We start from the raw sequence: 17,727 nt of genomic DNA on the forward strand, positions 1-17,727 counted from the left end.
CGCGACGATGCCGACGAGGCGCAAGGTCGATCGCCCGCGGACAGCACCCAATGCTCTCGGATCACAGTTCTCAACAACATGATTGGACCATTCCAATGGCACTCCTAATTCTCCGGCTACACCCGGCCGAGCCCGTGACGGGCAATGCCTTCGACGAGTACCTCGACGGGCTCTCGATCACGGCATTCGACTTGGCGACGGACAACGCCGACGGAGTCCAGGTCGGCACGGCGCAGTACGTTGCCCCGCCGGATCCTCAGGAACCGTGGGAGCCGCACGGCGACTCCGGCATCGTCCAACACTTCGACCCGCGCCAGCCCGTACCTCAGCCGCCGCCATCCCCTCCGAGAATGCCTGCGGCACAGTCCGTTGCCACCGCGGTGATCGAGCTGGCTCTGCCGCAGGCGCATCCCGAGCACCTCACCACGGACCTGCGCCTGGAGATCACGCGCGGCGCGGGGACGATCGTGCACAGGCAGGTGTACTTCAACGTGCCGGTGTCGGGGGGCGGGCCACCGAGCCCCGACAGCTTCCCGGACCTGCAGCCGACGAGCCTGTTCCTTGCGCTGCCCGAACCGGGCCGGGAGGTCGATCCGGGTGACGCCTTCGTCGAGCTACCCGCAGACGGCACACCGCCGCGGTTCGATGACTTGCTGAGCGCAGTCAACGTCGTTCTCGGACATGACCCGGGCGGACCGTCGACGCTCGCCTCGCTCACCTCACGCCAGGCCTGTCACGTCGCCTACGAGATCGTCTGGAACCAGAAGTTCCGGCCACTTCCACGCCCCGAACGGGCCTCGTTGGAGGAGATCTACACACTGCCGGACGCAGACGACGACGACTCCGTCCAGGCGCGCACCCAATTCGAAGCCGAGTTGCGGGCGTACTACTCGACCGGCGACAACGACGCAGAACGGTTGGCGGCGTTCGTGTCCGCCCTGGCAGCGGCCGCGCACGCGGAGAGTCTCAGTGCCAGCGCAGTACGGGTGGGCTTCCGATTCCCGGTGCGTCTCGGCGCGACGAACGCCGGCGCCAGACTCAAATCCGTCCGGGTCATCCTGAGCGGGCCGAATGCGCCGCTTGAAACCTCGTTCGGCGTACCCGCGGCCTACTTCTACGCACTCGGGGCGACCACCCCTGCGCCGATCGCCGCCGAACAGCGGTACCGGTTGGCGACGTTGGCAGAAGAGGACCAGACGCGGGCGCAGGTGAGCGCCGCGGTCGAGCGTGGCATCGTGGTCGCCGCCCCGAACGGGACGATCGCGGGCATCGACGTCCCCGCCATCAACACCGCTCAGGCCGCCAGGAGGCTGCGTGCTCTGGGCGCCGTCAACGGCGTCGCACCGCAGTTCGAGCTCAACGGCCCCGACGCCGACCAAGTCGTCGTTCAAGCGCTGGTTGCCGGATGGCTCGACTTCTCGGCTGACGATGTGCAGGCGTTCTGGGTACCGACCCTGCCCGCCCAGCACCTCGCAGGACATCTGGAGTTGGTGCTGCGCGCCCTGACCGACGGCCACCAGAGCCTGATCGACGTGATCAAGACGGCGTCCGCGGCGTGGCCACCAGTCGTGACCGCAAGCGACGTCGACGCACGGACGACCGAGCAGTGGCGGGGTCTGTTCGGCGATCCGATCAACGAGGGTCTGCTCCCGGCCTTCACCCTGCCCGGCAGCCCAGCGGAACGCGTGGCCGCGTTCATCCGCCACGTGCGAAAGTTCGTCGACGTCGACCTCGACCTCGATGCGCCGGACGACCCGGAACTGTCCGCACCGCCGAGGTTCCGGCCTCTCACCGAGGACTTGCTCACCCGGTTCGTCGCTCAATACGGCACCGCTGTCGGCACGGACTTCGTGTTCGGCGGTGCATGGACCGAAGCTGACGTGCTGGCCGCGATATCCGTGGTACTTCCCGACGACGCACCCGCCCAGCGCTGGCTGGAACAGGCGATCCGCGCGATCGACGAACTGACCAGGCTCGCGCAGGCGCCGGGAATACCGCCCGAGTTGGCCTTCTCGGTGATGGAGGCGCTGTATGCGCGCGGGTTCACCAGCCGGGGACAGGTCGCGGCGCTGACGCAGGAACAGCTCCATGCCGCGCTCACGGGCACGGCCGCCCACCGGTACGCCGCGGCGATCGTTCAACACGCCGGCGGACCAGCACCGGTCGCACCGTCCGGAGATGACACGCCCCGTTCCGTCAATCCCGACGACTGCCTGGTCAATTGTGTTCCGCCGGTGTACCTTTCCCCGCTGGGCCCGGTCGCCTATCTGCAGGAGCTGCTGCTGCTCACCCATGACCAGACCTGCGCGGACACCCCGGCAGACAGCGACTCGCCCACCCTCGGGCAGTTGCTGTCCGATCGACGTGGACCGCTCGGGGAGTTGCTCGCGACCCGTTCGAACCTGGAGACGCCAGTCCCCCTGATCGACCTCGTCAACGAGTGCCTTGAAGGCGTAGCCGCGGACCCGACGACACCGGCGGGTGTCGTGCATCAGACGAATTCCGTTGTGTTGGGCGGACACTCGATTGGCGAGCACGACGCGGAAGCCTTGTTCTGTGCGCTGCCAGAGCATTCCACACCGGAATCCGACGCCTACGATCAGCTGAGAGCCGACTTCAGTGCCCCCGGGCTTCCTTACTGCCAACCGGTTGACGTCACCCGGACCTACCTGGCCCACCTGGGCACCAGTCGGTTCGCCACGATGCGTCGGTTCCGCAGGGACATCACGGAACTGGTACTGGACCCAGCGCAGGAGCCCGCCGACTTCCAACGCCACTCGTGGCGGTACCCGGTACGCATCGACATCGCACGCGAGTACCTCGGAATCACGCACGAGGAGCACGATCTGTTGTTCACCACGCAGATCACCGGGGTGCCCTCCGGCGGCCGCCCGGCCCTACGAGAGTTGTATGGGTTCCCGGCCAATACCGTCGACGGAGTCGACTGGAAGTTGATCGTCGTCCGGCTTCCAGAGTTCCTGCGCCGCACGGGGTTGACCTACTGCGACTTCCTCGATCTGTGGAGGTCGCGGTTCGTCGAGTTCTCCAGCGCAACTGACGATCACCCCACGTTCCCCAACTGCGAGCCGTGCCATCTCGACGACTATCGGATCGTGTTCCTCAACCCCGACGAACCGGTGAGCGCGCTGCGGAAGCTCGCGGTCTTCATCCGCCTCTGGCACACGCTGCGCAAGATGCCCGGTCGCGGGTACGGCTTCGCCGAGCTCCGCGACATCTGTGTCGTACTCGAGCTCTTCGACGGAAGCGGCACCATCAACCCAGACTTCGTCCGTCAGCTCGCGGCATTCCAGCTTCTTCGCGATCGCTTCCGCCCCGAACTCAGTGACCCCGACGACCCACCCGCACCAACGGCCACCGACGCGAATCGGACGCATCTGCTGTCACTGTGGACTGCGCCCCCCACGGCCAAATACGCCTGGGCCGTCGACGAACTGCTCGACCGGGTGCAGTACTACGCCAAGGACCAGTTGTACTGCGACTGCCGCCCGCCGGAGTTCCGCAAGTTGCTCGAGGAGAATCTTCGACCACTGTCGCGGCTGGCCGGCTTCGATCCGGACGTACCGGGAGACAGCTGGTCCGCCCATCCCACGCACACTCTGCGATTCGTCGAAGTGCTGGCCAAGATCTACGCCTCGGACTTCGGTGTGGGCGAGATCCTCTACTTGTTCACCACCGAGCCCCACCTGCGAGACGACGACCCCTTCCCGCTGCAGCCGGTCAACGAGACACATGACTCGCCGCTGGGGCTTCCCGACGACGAGCTGCCATTTGCGCTGGCGGATCTGCGGACCAAACTGTTGGCCGTCGACGTCACCGCCGAGGATGCCGAATCCTGGACCTGGGACCGAGTGGACGCGGCGCTGCGCCAGACGTTCGGCTTCGCGCCGCCCGCGGGCACGCCCGACTCGCTGCTAGTACTTGGTCAACACTTCTTCCCGTCGGTTCTGGAAGCGAGCGGGTATCCGGTCACGTCGGGGCAGAGCCAGTACCGAGCGGGTCTGGCAGGCACCAGCGCGCTGATGTGGAACACCCCGCCCGGGCCGCTTCGCTACGACCGGTCCAGCGAGGAACTGTTCGTCGAGCTTCCGCTGACCGATGAATCGGTGATTGCCAAGCTGTCCCGCATCCGGCAGCTCCAGCAGGCGGAACAGGACGCCGTGCGGGAGCTGTACTACGCGCCAAGGGCTGACCTGGCGCCATTCGCCTTCCTGTTCACCGACATCGAGGAGGCTGAGGCGGCGCTGATCCAGGAGCCCGACGAGCAACGTCGCTGGGCATACTTCCAGCACGCCTTCGCCGTTGCCCATCGGCGCGCCGAAGTCATCGGCGAACATCTGGCCGCCCACGTGGCCAAGGTGACTGGTCGGCAAAGTGCCGAGGGGACCGATGTCGCGTCAACGGTGTTGCGCGCGCTGTACGCGGACGAGAACGCGGCCAGCGGCAACTGGGAAGACGACAGCGGTGAAGCGCCACCGGTGACCTGGCCGAACCAACCCTCTGGTAGCGCCTTCGCCGCACTGCTCGGGGTGATGGGCACCGGCCTGCTCGGAGAGCTCACCCCGACCGGGTCGTCGACGGCGGCCTGGCGCGAGATCCGGGGTCCGATGGACGCGTTCGGCGCGGCCCGCAATGCCGCCAACGTTCCCGTCCCCACCGTGCTGCCAGATCTCGGTCTCACCGTCACCCCGGGTCAGCAGGACTTCGTCAACGTGAGCAACGGGTTCTTCTCCGCGACCGGAAACGGTGAAACACTCGGCGGCGGTCAGGGTTTCACCGTGGTCTGGACCGGAGCCCTCCTGATCGATGACGGTGGCACCTACGAGTTCCGGGCAGGCGGCCCCACCGCGGACGACCACGAGCCGGACGTCGACGCCGCGAGCGACAAGAGTTGGCGGGTGCTCCTCAAGCGCGGGCAGCGCAGTTGGGTGCTGCTGAGCCACGACTGGCCGGACGAGACGGCGCCTCCAGGCTGCGCCGAGGTGACTCTCCGCCGAGGTGTCTACGACCTGGTGGTCGAGATCAGCCATCCCCGTCCCGAATACGGACGTCAGGAGCACATCTGTCCGCTCAAGGCGGGGTTTCAGCTGAAGTACTCGGGCCCCGACAGCGGCGGCTCCTTGATGGCCATCCCCCATGATCGGCTGTTCCGCACGGCGAAGAACGCCACGCTCGCCGTGGACGGCATCACCGGCTCGGCGCAGCGATATCTTCGCGACCATTACACGGCGTCACTGCGCGACATTCGCCGCACGTATCAACGCGCGTTCAAGGCCGTGCTCTTCGCCCACCGGTTCGAGCTCTCCGCGCAGCCGGTTGCCGATGATGGGCAATCCGAGATCGGCTACCTACTGGCACACGGTGATGACTTCGCGGGCGTGTCCTATCCGCGCGGTGCAGGCGGGTTCACGGTGCACCGCGCCAACTTCGACCTGAATCTTCTTCCTCTGCTGGATGAATACCTACCCCCCACGATCGCCGACGATCAGCGGGTCGCACCGTCGGTGCGCCGACAGCAGGCGTTGTTCGATTGGTGGGAGCGAATCTTCGACTACACCCTGGTGCGCCGCGACACCGCGAGGGCACCGGAGCCGCCACTGTGGCTGCTCTTCCACGAGAATGCCGAGCAGCACCCCGACGTGGCGGCACACCTGCGTAGGCACCTCGGCGTCGAGCCGCGCCATGCCCCGTTGGTGCTGCGTCAGCTGCCCGGATACGACGTCACCGGCGCCGATCTCGAAGACGAGCGGTGGACCGTGCGGCTGTGGCATGCCGACCGCTGGTTGCGCTCGGTCCGAGCGGCATTCCTGGACAAGGGCATTCGGCCCGCCCGACCCGACCTATGGGCATCGGACAATCCGGGGGAGATCCCTGCGGGAGAGACGGAGTCGGGCAACGACAACCTGACCGCCTTCGTGCGTGACGGCTGTATCGAGAATGGCCCACCGCGTCGGTACGAGGACATCAAGGTTCTCAACGACGGGTTGCGGGTGCGCGGGCGCGCAGCGCTGCTCGCGCACCTGTGCGGCATGAACCGCGTCGTGCTGCCGGCTGGTGGTGTCGTGAGCGAACCGAAGGAGCTCAGCGAGCTGGTGCTGTTGGACGTCGAGGCCGGCCTCGGCCAACGGGCGACGAGGGTCGAAGAAGCGATCAGCGCGGTGCAGACCTTCGTGCAGCGGGCCAGGCTCGGCCTTGAGCCGGCGTTTCCCGTCTCGCGGGCCTTCGCGTCCATGTGGGACGAGCGCTTTGCGACGTTCCGCGTCTGGGAGGCCTGTACCCGGCGGCGGCTGTACCGGGAGAACTGGATCGACTGGGACGAGCTTGAGCTCGCGCGGCGCAGCGAGGCCTTCACCTTTCTGGAGGATGAACTGCGTCGGCGCACCTTGACCGTGCCGGTGGCCGGCGGGTTGGAGTACTGGCCGGGCGAGCGCCCACCCCAGCATCCCGGGCTGCAGCTGCTGCAGGCGCGCGAGCCGGCGCAGATCCGCCGAATCGATCCCGACGCGCACGGATTCGAGGTGTTGGGCACACCGGAACGGCACGCCCGCCCGTCCTGGTTGGCGGCGCTCGGACTGCCTCAGGACGAGGTCGTGATCCTCCGCGACACGAACGACGTTGATCCGCAAACGGATTCGGATCGGCTTCCGATGTGGATTCGGGCGGCGATCCGGCTGGGGGTGAACTTCGTCCGGGTGGCCGCCGCAGGGGAGCCGCCCGCCTGCACTGACTTCGCACCGCGGCCCGCAGCCGGCGATGCGGGTTGTTGCGCCGCGTGCGGCCAACCGCATGCCCCATTGGTCGACGAGTACTACTTCTGGCTGATCGATTCGTACGCCTACGAACCCGGCCAGCAGGTGGCCGACGACGGGAACGGAACCGTCCCCGACGGTGGAGTGATCCTCTTCCTCGACGGCCAGACCCCCACCTGGAGCTGGCACGACCCCACCGTGCTGCCCAAACTGCTCCGTTGGGAGGCAGAACCCGAGGTGCATCTCGCGTGGTGCCGCGTGCACAACGGAGAGTTCACCCAGCCGCGCCGCTCGTTCGAGGGTGTTCGGGTGTCCGAGAGCGGCGCCGAATTGGTCCTCCTCGGACGCGACGACGATTCGCTGCGCTTCGAGGTGGTCGGCGGTGAGGTGCCGGTGGGCCATTCCGACCCCGCTGCGCCGGGTTTCCGTTACGACATGGCCACGGACACCGCGGTGACGTTGCCGTTGGTGGTCGCGCCAACCGATCCCGCCACGGAGTATCCGGGTCACCTGGACGCGTATCCCTACTTCGCGTACTTCGACCCTGGCGCTGAGGTAGTACCGCCGTCGGTCTTCGGCCCAGCGGTGGCGGTCGCGAGCAGCCTTCGTGCGCACTGCCGGTTCGAGGCCGCGCTGAAATGGTACGAGCTCGCCTTCGATCCGCTGCGCTCCGACGCGGGCTGGCTGCAGTGCCAGGACGACGATACCGTCGAGCGTGTCGAGGACGACGGAACCTGCTGCCATGACAGCACTCTCGCGAGCGATACCCACTACCGCGAGCGTTCGATCGTGCTGCACTATTTGGACACTCTGCTCGATTGGGGTGACGCACTGCTGCGCCGGAACACCCCCGAGTCGACTCAGCAGGCGCGGCTGATCTACGACACCGCCGCCAAACTCCTCGGACGAACGCCACGCACCGTGATCGCTACCGACCCCTCGGAGGATCCCGACACCGTCGCCGGGTTCGTCGCCCACCACGCGCCGCTGAATCCGCGGTTGATGGCGCTCTACGAGCGAAGTGCGGACCGGCTGACTCAGGTGCGAAGCCGACTCAACGCCGCCCGCCTCGAGTCGGGTAGGTCCATCTACTGGGACGCCAACTCGCTGCGCGACGGGTGGCTGCCGGTCACCGATCCGTGCCTCGACGAGGGCGACTGGTGCGCGGCGCCGAGCCCCTACCGATTCGCATTCCTGATTCAGAAGGCGCAGGAACTGGCCAACGAGGTCGGCAGGCTGGGAGCGGCATTGTTGTCCGCGTACGAGAAGGGCGATTCCGAGTACCTCGGTTCACTGCGCGAAACCCACGAGCGACAGCTGCTCAACCTGGTACTCGAAGTGCGCCAGAACCAGTGGCGCGACGCCGATTGGCAGCTGCAGGCCTTGCAGAAGACCAAGGAAATCGCGCAGGCCCATCACCGCTACTACACCCTGCTGATCCAGAACGGTCTCAACAATCGGGAAGACGAGTACGAAGACCTGATCAGCGACTCGACGACCCTGCGCGCGGCGGCGAACGTCACCGAGGGGCTCGCCCAGACCATCAACACGCTTCCCGACTTCTTCGCAGGCTTTCCGGCCTCGCTCACGTGGGTGCTCGGCGGGACCAAACAGAACGGCGTCCTGACCGCCATCGCGCGCGTCGCCAACGGACTCGCCGAGATCGCCTCGTCGAACGCGGGTCTTCGACTGAGTCAAGCAGGCTTCGAGCGGCGAGAGGAGGAGTGGCGCCACCAGGTGGAGATCCTCGATATCGACCTTCAGCAGATCGAGCGGCAGATCCTCGCCGGGGAGCGGCGGCGCGACGTCGCCCTTCGCGAGCTCAACAACCACCAACGCCAGGTCGAACACTCCGCTGAGGTGCACGACTTCCTGCGGGACAAGTTCACCAGCCACGCGCTGTACCTGTTCCTCCAACAGGACACGGCGGCGCTGCACAGTCAGATGTATGAACTGGCCTTGCACACAGCCCACCAGGCGCAGCGGGCGTTCAACTACGAACGCGGCCACACCGCAAGTCGTTTCGTGAAGCCGGAGGTGTGGGATCATCTTCGCGAGGGCCTGCAGGCCGGCGACCGCCTACAACTGGCGCTACGCCAGATGGAACACGCCTACCTTGCCGCCAACACCCGCGACTACGAGCTGACCAAACACTTCTCGCTGCGGCTGCACTTCCCGTTGGAGTTCCTCCGGCTGGCATCCACCGGTGTCTGCGAGGTCGACATCCCCGAGTGGATGTTCGACCTCGACTATCCCGGTCACTTCCTCCGGCGGATCAAGAACGTGACCCTGACGATCCCCGCCGTGGTCGGCCCGTACACCGGCGTGCAATGCCGGCTCACCCTGCTGAGCAGCACCACCCGCGTGAATCCCCACCTGGCGGATCCACCGCACAGCTGCTGCCCCGATGGGCGGCCCGGTAACGGCTACTTGGCCCTGCCCGACGACCCGCGGATGGTCAATCAGTACGCGGCAGCGGAGGCCATCGCGACGTCCAGCGGCCAGAACGACGCCGGAATGTTCGAACTGAACTTCCGTGACGAGCGCTACCTGCCGTTCGAGTTCGCAGGCGCGGTCAGCCGATGGCGTATCGAATTGCCCTCGGAGAACAATCAATTCGACATCGACACGGTTGCCGACGTCATGCTGAACCTTCACTACACGGCCCGCGAGGGCGGCGAGATCCTGCGCCGGGCGGCCACTGAGATCACCCAGCGCCGACTGCCGGGAGCCGGTGTCCGGTTCTTCGACGTGCAACGCGACATGGGGGATGCCTGGCATCGCTTCCATTCGCGCCAGGACGGGTCCGGGGACCGCCCGCTACCCTTACGACTGAGCCGGGGCATGTTCCCGTTCTTGACCGGGCAACGTGAGATTCGCATCAACCGCATCGAGCTCCTCTTCGAGGCTGCCGGTGCGGTCCCCAGCGCGCACCAACTCGTCGAGTTCGTCGACACCCGCGGCGAGCCCGACTGTGGCGGCATCCGCGAAATCCGCTGCGTGGCAAGCGCGGAGTGGCCGGGCCTCTATCACGGTGTCGTCGATGTCGACCTCGGTCCGCTCGGCGGCGGAATCGAACGCGAACTAGCTCTCTTTCGCTTCGCAGGCTGTCCGAGCGACGTGACACGGGCGTTCGTGTTCTGTCACTACCAGGCCCACCAGGCCCACCAGGCTGACGAGGTGGCGGGCGGGCACCGATCGCCCAGCATCACGCCTGGCTATCTGGGCGGCGAATTCGGGCTCGGCGACCGAGGCGGGTACCAACCCGTTCACGGGGTTCGACCATGAGCGCACCGCCGAGCACGGCCCTGGCGTCGGGCTACTCCCTCGATGGCAGTGGCGCCACCGTGTCGGGTGTGTCGTAGTGCCTGGCGTACCACCCCTGGTATCCATAGCCCGTGGAACTGTCGGAAAGATAGTTGCCGTCGCCCTGTGTGGCAACGCGGACATCGCCGACATGAACAACCTGTGGGGGAGAGTAACTGTGCACCGCAGACCCTTCATCCTGTGAGTTTGCGCAACGGTACCTGAAAGCTGACGCGCGTGTACTCGGGATCGAGACCGAGAGGATGAACAGTCCCGAGGCGACCTGTCCGTGCAGGCGAGCGGTCAGTTCAACAACTCCGGAACGCCGGCATGGCGCAGGTGGCGGAGCCAGACTTCGACCTGGATCGCGCCATAGAGATGTGGCACCCCACCGGTTCGACCAACGGTGCGCAGGGCCGTGTCCCACGCCGCGGCATCGACGTACCCACGCTCCACGACGCGTGGACGGTCGCAAAGGTATTCGCGCCATTGGGGGCGACGGTCGAAGCCACGCAGCATGGCTTGGTCGGCGATCGACTTCGAGCGGCGACGGAGGACGGTTTCGCTGACGATGCCTGCGAAGGCGTATCTCTGTACGGCACGATCGATCCGGGGATCCGTGGCGACACCCCAGGGCGTCGCCAGCGCCAAGTCGACCAACGCAGGCGTCAGCAGCGGATGCCGCGCCTCGACACCCGCCGACGGGAAGACGTGGCGGCTTCTGGCGAACTCTGCGCAGCGTAAGACGTTCTCGAGAACGGCCTGGCCGTGTACCGACGGCATCCGGATGGCCGTAGTGGTCATCGTTCTGTTCTGCAGATCGCGCGCCTCGACGTACCCGCGGTGCAACCACGGCGCCGATACGGTTATGGGCCTGGGTGGTTGGAGCGTCAGCGTCCGTCCGCTCCGCCATCGGCGCAGTCCTTCCACGGCGGCACGCCTCATCCAAAAGGCGGAGGAGCGCCTCACATCGGAGTGTGCACTCCACCGAAGTGTCTCGCGTCGCAGCTGGTTCAACCGTCCCGTGCGCAGCAGGTCGGCCAGGTACCAGGGAAGTAGGCCCGCGAAGAACACGGCATCGCCACCCTCACCGGTCAGGATCGTGGCGGCGCCCAACTCCGTTGCGGCGGCATCCTCGGCAGCGCTGGGGGCCCAGTTGACGATTCGGCGTGACGGCGCAGGCAGAAACGTGTCGAATTCCGGTCCTGCGGTGAAGGTTCCGTGCTCGGTGGCGTCGATCGGATGCCACGACGCAGGCGTCGTCCCGAGTGCGGCGTGAATCCACGGGGTCTCGTCGCTCTCGGGGTCACCGGGGTGGACGAAGCTCAACGCGTGAACCGGGGCAAGCCCTGCGGCTACCGCGAAGACCGTCGAGGTATCCAGTCCGCCCGACAACTCGACGGCCCGAGCGCCGTCGGCGGACAGCGCGCCCGTCACCGACCGCGTGACGGTTGCGCGCAGCAGCTCCTGGTGGTCGTGAAGAGATCCGCCTGCCGTCTCCTCCGTTGGCCGCCAACCACTTCGGATCCGCAGACGGCAGGCATGCCACGTGGCGAACTCGCCAACGTCCAACCGCCTTATGTCGCGATATGGGGTACGCGAACCCAGGTGCAGACCAGTGCTCAACACGTCGGCCAGGTAGTCCTCGTCGAGCTCACGCCATGCACCGGTTTCGCGCACCAGGGCGCTGAGGTCCGTTGACACCACGGTTCCAGTCGGCCCGCCAGCGCAGTACAGCGGACGTAGTGCCATGCGATCACCGAGCATCACCGCATCGCGTCCGCTCACGACGACGGCGGCGTACTCGCCGATGGCCCGCTCGGCGGTGTCGGCACGCCACCGCCGCCAGGCTGCCTCGATGATCCGACCGAAGGACGCCAACCGGTCGAGCTTCAACTCGGCCCGCAGCTGTGCCGGCTCCGCGAGGTATCCGTGAAACCACACTGCGGATTCACCGACTGTCTCGTGCCGAGGCCAGCCCCGCACTCGGGCCGCGGTCTCGGTGGGTAGCGACACCAGGAAGCCGGTCAGACCCGGCGTGGCCTGATCCATCAGGCCTTCTGGATCACGGTGAAGCGGTGCAGAAAGGTCTCGCCCTCATTCAGTGGTGCCCCGTTCAACTCCACCCACGCGTGCGCTTCGAACGGGTACAGCGCAACTCCGATCACGTGTTGAACCGGCCAACCTGCCGCTCGCAGAAAGCAAGTCAGCGCGAGAGAACGCGGCAGACAGTCCAGGGGAGCCTCGCGAGCCGGGTAAAGACTCTCGGCCGATCGAAAGATCTTCGTCAGGCGCTCAACGTCGGCGCGCGGTGTCGTCGTGTCGGCCATCGGCTGGGTCCGCTTGCCATAGGCGTCCGCAAAACCCCTTCGTAGGTCGCGCTCGGCGCTGGCGCGTTCCTTCAACGCGAGCAAGGCGGTTGGTCTGCGGCGCTGCATCTGGAGAATCGGCGGCGGGGCCTCGTGTGGTCGCTCCTCGACTAGACGGCCCGCAGCCAGTTGCGCCGCGCCGAAGTCCATGAAGTCTGCCTCCACCACGGACGGGGAAGCCCCGAACCTCTGAGCCAGGCCCCGGATGTCGCGGTCGACGGGGCTGCGGGTGAGTTGCGCCCACATCGCCGCGCCAACCGCGTCGGCCACTTCGTACGTGCCTGCCGAGAGGTCAAGCATGACAAGGTGCTCGGAGACCTCGACACACCGCAGGTTCGGTGTCGGAAACAGTTGCGGCAGGGACAACGACGCCCCGTGACCATGCCGCCGGAGACCGTCCACGCAGACAAACTAGCGAACCAACGTGCCGATCGATCCCCGTTGGCCGTAGATCGCCGTCGATCGCTCCCGACCGGCCGCATCGGGCATGGGGGAGGATCACGGGGTGGATTCGCACGTGGGCGCCAGGTCGCGGAGAATCCGGAGGGGGAGAAGTTCGTGGACACCGACGACTCGGACGGCGACGACATGAATCAGGGCGACGTGCCGTTGCTGGTGCCTGGGACGACCTGCTGGCGTTCGGCGCGCGCAGATCGCTTCGCCCAGATCATCGACGGTGCCGACTACCTGCGGCACGTGAAGGCGGCCATGTTGACCGCTCGCCATCGGATCGTCGTGATCGGCTGGGACCTGGACTATCGCACGGCGTTCGAGCGCGGCGGAACAACGTTGGCCGGGCCCAATCACCTCGGCCCATTCCTGCACTGGCTGCTGTGGAAGCGGCGCGAACTTAACGTGTACCTACTGAAGTCCAACCTCCGTCTGCTTCCCGCTTTCGATGGGTTCTGGTTCGGTGTCGCGCCGGTGAGTCTGCTCAACCAATTCACCTCGGCGCGAATGCACTTCGCCGTCGACGGCGCGCACCCCACCGGTGCCGTGCACCACCAGAAGATCGTGGTGATCGATGACGCACTGGCGTTCTGCGGCGGCATCGACCTGACGATCGGGCGATGGGATACCCGCGAGCACCTTCCCCAGGATCCCCGCAGACACGGGCCGGGCGATGCCTACGGCCCACGCCATGAAGTTGCCGTTGCGGTGGATGGCGATGCTGCCCAGCTGCTCGTCCAGCAGGCCCACGACCGATGGCGGGCAGCGACCGATCGACCGTTGGTCAAGGACGTGCCTTTTGCGTGCGCGTGGCCCGAGGGACTCCGTCCATCGTTGCGCAACGTCGAGGTCGCGGTGGCGCGCACGCTGCCGGCGCTGCCGAAGCGCACCGAGGTCCGGGAGATCGAGGCGCTGGACCTCGCTGCCATCGCGGCCGCTCGTGACGTCATCTATCTGGAGAACCAGTACTTTGCGTCGCGGAGCATCGCGGAGGCGATCGCGGCCCGGTTGCGGGAGCCACACGGGCCGGAGGTAGTGATCATCCTGCCGCGCAGCTCTGAGAGCCGCCTGGAACAGGAGTCGATGGACAGCGCTCGCGAACGCCTGGTGCGCTTGTTGCGGAAGGCGGACCTGCACGCGCGGTTGGGCGTCTACTGGCCGGCGGCAGGCAACGGGGTGTCGGTCTACGTGCACTCGAAGGTGATAGTCGTCGACGGCCGGCTGCTCCGCGTCGGCTCTTCCAACTTCAACAACCGATCGCTGGGCTTCGACAGCGAATGCGACGTAGCGATTGAAGCCGATCCCGCGCGGCCGGATTGCGCGGAGGTGGAACGTGAGATCCTCGTCATCCGTGACGGTCTGGTGGCCGAGCATCTCGGTGTTTCCGTCGGTGCCTTCCGTGACGAGGTGAAGCGCCGCGGGGCATTCCGGCACGGTATCGAAGAGTTGCGCAGTACCGGTCGTTCGCTGCGAAAGTTGACCGACACGATGGTCTCGGCGGACGAAGGGCCGTTCGCCGAGAACGACCTCATGGATCCCGACCACGTGCCGCCGTCCATAGCGCAGAGCACGCTGAAGCTGGTGGAGTCGGTGGCGACCTGGCCGTTGCGCCGATCGTTGCTCGGCGCGTGGTATCAGAAGCTGCGCGGCATCGATGCCGAGGTCGTAGTCGATGAGAGTGGTTTCCCGACAGGTGATTTGGAAGTATCCATGCCATCCGTGGCTGAGCGGGACGAGAGCGGTCAATGACGCTCCAGTTCGACCAATAGTGGTCGGTGATCCGAGATCGGCAGCACCGGCGTTTCGTAGCGGCGAACGGTCAATCCTGGGTCGTCTGTCAGAATGTGATCCAGTTGGCGCCGTGGTCGGTCGGCGGGAAACGTCGGCGCCGTCGCCAGCGTCCGCAGCCCAGACGAGCGGCGCACCGCGGTGGCCGTGAGATTCAGATCGCCGACCACTAGTCGCGGACCGGGGAGCAAGCGCAGAGCCCGCACGATCCGACGCAGCTGATGTCGATTCCATCCTGGCACGAACGACAAGTGGGTATTGGCCACCGTCAATGGCCCGAGAGGAGTCTCCACTCGGGCTACGACGGCCGCTCGCGGTTCCTCGTTCACGACCACCACCCGATTGGGGCCGGGTAGATACATCGGGAACCGGGCAGGGAGGTGCGGCAGCCGCACCACCTGCCAGCTGGAGACCGGAAACCGGGAGAGCAGCGCGATTCCGTAGGCCGCCGATCCGAGTTGCTCGACGCCGGTCGCAGCGATCCAGGTCGCCCCGGGTGTGCCCGAGATCGCAGCGACGAATCGGTGGGAGACGGCGCCCATCGCCTCGGCGGCCACCGCAGTCAGATCGGTTCGGCCTGAACGCTCTTGATCGAGGTCGACCTCCTGCAGCGCCAGGATGTCGGGATTCAGCCGGCGAACGCCGTTCCACAGACGAGCGGGGTCGACCCCGTCGCCGACGGTTCGCCCGTGCAGGATGTTGAAGGTCGCTACCCGCAGGACGATCACCTGATCCTTGAGTCGGTCCACCTGTCGAGCCCTGTGTCCTGTCTAGCATCCGGAGCGGACGCCACTCCGTTGGTGGCAAGGCCGGTGAGGCCGATGTGCGGTGAATCAGGCTTATCTGCGGTGTCAGTGACGGCGCGGCGCGATACTCAGTAACCGACTGAAGAGGAAGCCCAATGACATCTGCCACCGAGGATCGCAGCTCCGAGAAGGGGTTGGCACGGGTCGCCCAGTCGCTGGCCGGCTGGACGGAGAGGTGGTTTCCGGACGCGTATGTCTTCGCCCTGGCCGGTGTCGTCCTCGTCGCCGTCGCCGCGATGGTCAACGGCTCCTCCCCCCAGACCGTGGTGAATGCCTTCGGGGACGGCTTTTGGGATCTGGCCACCTTCACCCTGCAGATGGCCATGGTGGTACTGACGGGATACGTCGTCGCCACCTCCCCGCCGGTGGCCAAGCTGATCGATCGGCTCGCCACCGTGCCTCAGACGGCGAGGAGCGCGGTGAGTTTCGTTGCGCTCCTGTCCATGTCGGTCTCGTTCCTGAACTGGGGGCTCAGCCTGGTGTTTGGCGGACTGCTGGCCAGGGCGATCGCGCGTCGGACCGATCTGCGGGTGGACTATCGCGCGCTCGGCGCCGCGGCCTTCATGGGGCTCGGTGCCGTGTGGGCCCTTGGCATGTCCTCCTCGGCCGCGCAACTGCAGGCAACCGCGAGCTCGCTGCCTCCCGAGCTGCTGAAGATCACCGGGGTGCTCGACTTCGGTACCACGATCTTCACCTGGCAGTCGCTGCTCATGTGCGTCATCATCATCGCGCTGACGGTGGTGATCGCACACTTCTCCGCGCCGAGGGGCGCGGCGATCACGACTGCCGCAGATCTGGACGTTGACCTGGACGACCGGAGTTCGGAGGTGCCACCACGGGCGCGGCCGGGAGAGTGGCTCGAGTACAGCCGCATCCTTCCCGTGCTGGCGGGTGTGATGACCTTGGGCTGGCTAGTCTCGCAGCTCTTCACCAAGCCGGTGCTGACGGTCGTCAGCAGCCTGAACGGCTATCTTCTGGTCTTTCTCATTCTCGGGCTGGTGCTGCACGGGACGCCACGCAAGTTCCTGCACGCCGTCGCGAAGGCCGTACCGGCCACCGGCGGAATCCTGGTCCAGTTCCCGCTGTACGCGGCCATGGCGGCGATCCTCACCAAGGCTGAGGGCCGCGGCGGCCAGACCGTCTCGGATCTACTTGCGGGATTGTTCACGGACGTCGGCGGCGGTGCCTTCGCCATCGTCATCGCGCTCTACACCGTCGTGCTCGGCCTGTTCGTTCCATCCGGGGGCGGCAAGTGGTTGGTCGAGGCACCCTACGTCATGCAATCGGCCACGGACGTCCAGATGAATCTCGGCTGGACGGTGCAGATCTACAACGTCGCCGAAGCGCTGCCGAATCTGATCAACCCGTTCTTCATGCTGCCGTTGTTGGCAGTGCTCGGGCTAAGGGCGCGCGATCTGGTCGGATTCACGTTCTTGCAGTTCATCTTTCATTTGCCGGTGGTGCTGGCCCTGGTATGGCTGCTTGGAATGACCTTCGACTTCGTCCCTCCCGTGGTCCCTCCCGTGGTCCCTGCCGCACCGTAGGACTCGATGTGATCGAGGACGACCGATACGGCAAGACGATAGGCCGTAGCCGAACGGCGGACCTGAGCTAGCAGCATCCCGCCCTGGATCGCAGCGAGCAGAGCGGTCGCAAGGGCGGACACGTCGGCATCGCCGCTGAGCTCCCCTCGATCCTGCATGCGGGTGAGTCCGGAGCGGATCGGGCCCTCCCAGTGCTCGAAGGCCAGAGCCAGGTCGGCCCTCGCGGAGGGGTCGGTGTCGGCGAGTTCACTTGCCAGGGAACCGATCTCGCAGCCCCCCTCGCAACCCGAGGCCTCTTGACGGACCGCTGCGTCCTCACACCACCTGCGGAGCGCCGCCATGCTGTCGAGATTGTCGATCAACGGTTGCTGTCCCAGGATCTTCTCGTCCGTCCGGTGCTGGATGACGGCGCGGATCAGGCCCTGTTTGTCGCCGAAGTAGTGATAGATCTGCGATGCACTCACGTGCGCAGCGGCCTGCACGTCGGGGATGCTCGTGCCCGCCACCCCGCGATGGTGCATCAAATCCGCGGCGGTCTGGACGATCCGGTCCCTGGTCTTGCGTCCTGGCGCCGTCAGCCGCCGGCCCGACGGCACTCCCGCCTCTGCTTGGTCCACCCGTCCAGAATAGGCCGTTCCAGCGCCTAATTGGAATTGACATTCCAATTAGGCGTGGGCCATGGTTGGAGTCTTGATTC

General features: G+C 66.4%; 7 protein-coding genes. 3 read left to right on the forward strand and 4 right to left on the reverse strand.

Annotated features, from left to right (window positions below):
- Positions 1-95: 95 nt before the first annotated feature.
- Positions 96-10,055, forward strand: coding sequence for a Tc toxin subunit A-related protein (locus ABW137_RS18605; RefSeq protein WP_526402627.1), 9,960 nt, complete (start codon positions 96-98; stop codon positions 10,053-10,055).
- A gap of 321 nt (positions 10,056-10,376) precedes the next feature.
- Here the strand turns inward: ABW137_RS18605 and ABW137_RS18610 are convergent, their stop codons facing one another.
- Positions 10,377-12,125, reverse strand: a complete 1,749-nt coding sequence (locus ABW137_RS18610) for an asparagine synthase-related protein (RefSeq protein WP_526402629.1) — start codon at positions 12,123-12,125, stop codon at positions 10,377-10,379.
- The gene (locus ABW137_RS18615) at positions 12,125-12,844 is read right to left on the reverse strand and encodes a lasso peptide biosynthesis B2 protein (RefSeq protein ID WP_526402631.1); all 720 of its coding nucleotides are present in this window, start codon (positions 12,842-12,844) and stop codon (positions 12,125-12,127) included. The genes ABW137_RS18610 and ABW137_RS18615 overlap by 1 nt, the downstream gene beginning before the upstream one ends.
- A 186-nt stretch (positions 12,845-13,030) precedes the next feature.
- Here ABW137_RS18615 and ABW137_RS18620 point away from each other — a divergent pair, with 186 nt between their 5' ends.
- Positions 13,031-14,641, forward strand: coding sequence for a phospholipase D-like domain-containing protein (locus ABW137_RS18620; RefSeq protein ID WP_526402705.1), 1,611 nt, complete (start codon positions 13,031-13,033; stop codon positions 14,639-14,641).
- On the opposite strand, the gene ABW137_RS18625 is transcribed toward ABW137_RS18620, so the two are convergent.
- Positions 14,635-15,399 carry an endonuclease/exonuclease/phosphatase family protein gene (locus ABW137_RS18625; protein ID WP_526402707.1) on the reverse strand — a complete coding sequence of 255 codons (765 nt, stop codon included), beginning with the start codon at positions 15,397-15,399 and terminating at the stop codon, positions 14,635-14,637. The genes ABW137_RS18620 and ABW137_RS18625 overlap by 7 nt on opposite strands.
- A gap of 182 nt (positions 15,400-15,581) precedes the next feature.
- Between ABW137_RS18625 and ABW137_RS18630 the strand changes: the two genes are divergently transcribed.
- Positions 15,582-17,030, forward strand: a complete 1,449-nt coding sequence (locus ABW137_RS18630; RefSeq protein WP_526402632.1) for a short-chain fatty acid transporter — start codon at positions 15,582-15,584, stop codon at positions 17,028-17,030.
- Here ABW137_RS18630 and ABW137_RS18635 read toward each other — a convergent pair.
- The gene (locus ABW137_RS18635; RefSeq protein ID WP_526402634.1) at positions 16,934-17,647 is read right to left on the reverse strand and encodes a TetR/AcrR family transcriptional regulator; all 714 of its coding nucleotides are present in this window, start codon (positions 17,645-17,647) and stop codon (positions 16,934-16,936) included. The genes ABW137_RS18630 and ABW137_RS18635 overlap by 97 nt on opposite strands.
- Positions 17,648-17,727 lie beyond the last annotated feature (80 nt).

The organism is Mycobacterium sp., from assembly GCF_040509115.1.
Taxonomy (GTDB): domain Bacteria; phylum Actinomycetota; class Actinomycetes; order Mycobacteriales; family Mycobacteriaceae; genus Mycobacterium.